The organism is Candidatus Aegiribacteria sp. (genome assembly GCA_021108005.1).
Taxonomy (GTDB): Bacteria; Fermentibacterota; Fermentibacteria; order Fermentibacterales; family JCC-6; genus Aegiribacteria.
Window position 1 is genome coordinate 1 of sequence record JAIORS010000127.1, and the last position, 2443, is coordinate 2443.

The window sequence follows — 2443 nt, forward strand, 5'->3', positions numbered from 1 at the left end:
TACCGTTCTTTTACGCAAGGAAACATTTGGATCTCCCAAGTTCCCGAGCTACCCCTTTGAACACATGCCCTGGTCTAAGACCCCGGTGGTGTCCTGAATACTTGCCATAGCGCATTCAGGACTGCTGCCTTCCGCTGCATCCAAAGCGTCGGCTTTTCCCTCTTGCGAGGTTATCCAATGACCACAACTATACATTTTTCGGGGCTCAATACAGAGCCTGCACCCTTGATCCATCTGGCTTCGGACTTCCATTCCGGTCTCCCGTTCTGGCTTTGCCCGCAGACTTCACTACTAACCTGTTGGCTAAACTTTAGTTAGATGGGACTTGAGCTATTACGACTCTCACCCACTGGATAACATTAACCAATTTCATGGGATTTCTCCCAATTCCAAGGTCTCGGATTTATCTTGGCACGAGAATTAGCCTGGTTAGATTCTTCCTCAGTTTGGATACCTTTTAGCAGTTCATTTTCTTCCTTTAATTTCTTGTTTTCTTTTTTAAGTTCTTTGTAATAATCTTTTGACTCGATTTTTAAAATTGAATTTATTTCATCTTTTACGGGCATTATAGGTTCGTAGATTTGATGATACGCTCGACCAATAGCCCCACTAAACATTGTCAATTCTGGTACCTTGATTCCTGAGTTTAGAATATGACTTTCAGATATTCCAGGATACGGGTCGATAAAAAATATTTCGTCAATGCCTAGTTGATATGCCTTTTTTGCACAAAGTTCGCATGGGCTAGATGTTGTGAATAGCTTGCCACCCTTTATACCTTGTCCACCATACTTAACTATTTGCAAAAACGCATTTTCTTCACCATGCAAAGCTATAGTATGAACTTGATTTTTTCCTTTGTCTAAGTCATTTTTTATGTCTTTGAAACAGTAAGATACATTTCTTCCATTCAAATGAATTAATTTTTTCTTTGTTTCATCGTTATCATAAATCTTTTTGGTCAGTGTTCTAAAATCAAGATCATTATTTTCGTAATGACTAAAAGCTTTATCATCTTTATGGGAAATCAAATCATATACATTGCGTAGGCTACAAGGTGTTTGCCCCTCAGGAGTTGTATTCCAACCTAATGCTTTCACAGAAAAAGAAGCATTTGTAACACATGCTCCAACCTGTCTGCTTAAGCAGCCCGAATTAAGTTTTGCAGTATTCGCAATTTGCATACACCTCTCAATGCTGGATGGCATAATTATTCCAGGGTGCATTATTAACGCAATAAATTTTGCGATTTGCCATTGAAGATAAGTAAAGTCATCAGCACCAAGCTGGGGATTTGACACATGTATATCTGCTAAATCATAACACTTCTGGATGTTTTGAGAGACAAATTCAGAGTACTCAGTCTTAACTGTATCCCATTCTTTATTATCAATAGTTACAATTTCACTCGCACTTAAGTCATTTTGAATTTGAAGCCTTTCTTTTCTTGTTGAGTCTTCAGTGTTTAAGGCCATTAAATAAAAAGCGGAGTATCTCTCTCTAAAATAAAGTGCTTCAAATGGGTTCCGTAGTGTGTCTATAACAACAAAGGTCTTTGTATTTGAGTGTATGGATTGATAGGTAAAAATTTTAAGGAGCCTGTTCACTCTTTTCGAAATAGCAAAGATATTTTCTGCTGAAAACTCATCTGACACTGCACAACCAGATGAACGAATGTTATCCCCAACTTTTTGAAAGACTTTTATATAGTTTTTTGAGGAAAGGTTATCTAAACACTTTTTAAGTTTTTCAGTGAAAGGGGGTAAATCTTTAAAATAGAATAGTTTATTTCTTCTATGCCTTTCCTTGATGTCTTTAATTTCCCTTTTCTTAAGTTCCAATCGTTTTTTTCTGTGACTGTCATATTCGACACCACATTCTTTTAGAAATGATTCAGTTATTATTTTTCTTTTTTCTTCGTTATCAGGTTCTATGAAGTTAGAAATATAAGAAATAAATTTTTCTTTAGCTGTTTCTAAGATAAAGGATGTAATAATATTCTTGATTTCAATTTTTTCAAAAGGCACCCAATTATTCTCTACGTATCTTTTTATAATAGAAAATTTACGAGACTCGTTTTCGTTATTCCCAAGCAATTGAGGTTGAGATAGTTTTAATTTTTCTCGAGCTGTAGCTAAAATCTCAGCGGTTGTAGTGCATCCAGAACCTGTACGGCCAGTTAAACCAACTATGATGTATTTCTCACGGGTGTCGTATATTTCATGAATTCCTTTTGTGATTTGATCCATAATTGCTTTCCTTGTTTTATGTGCACATGTCTGAATTTAACAATTTAAAAGTATATCCCCCTGCTAACTTTGCTATAAAAGCGTACCCCCCCTCTTGATTAATATTGAGGGATAGGTCACCTCATAATATATTGAGGTAAAACTTTTGTTTCATGATCAAAGTACCAGCTCTTTGAAATTCTGAATAGATCGCC

At 36.1% G+C, this 2443-nt stretch carries 1 protein-coding gene; it reads right to left on the reverse strand.

Annotation, left to right across the window (positions count from 1 at the left end; translation table 11 throughout):
- Positions 1 to 359: 359 nt before the first annotated feature.
- Entirely contained in the window at positions 360 to 2249 is a 1890-nt protein-coding gene (locus K8S15_07735) for a hypothetical protein (GenBank protein MCD4775928.1), read from the reverse strand.
- Positions 2250 to 2443 lie beyond the last annotated feature (194 nt).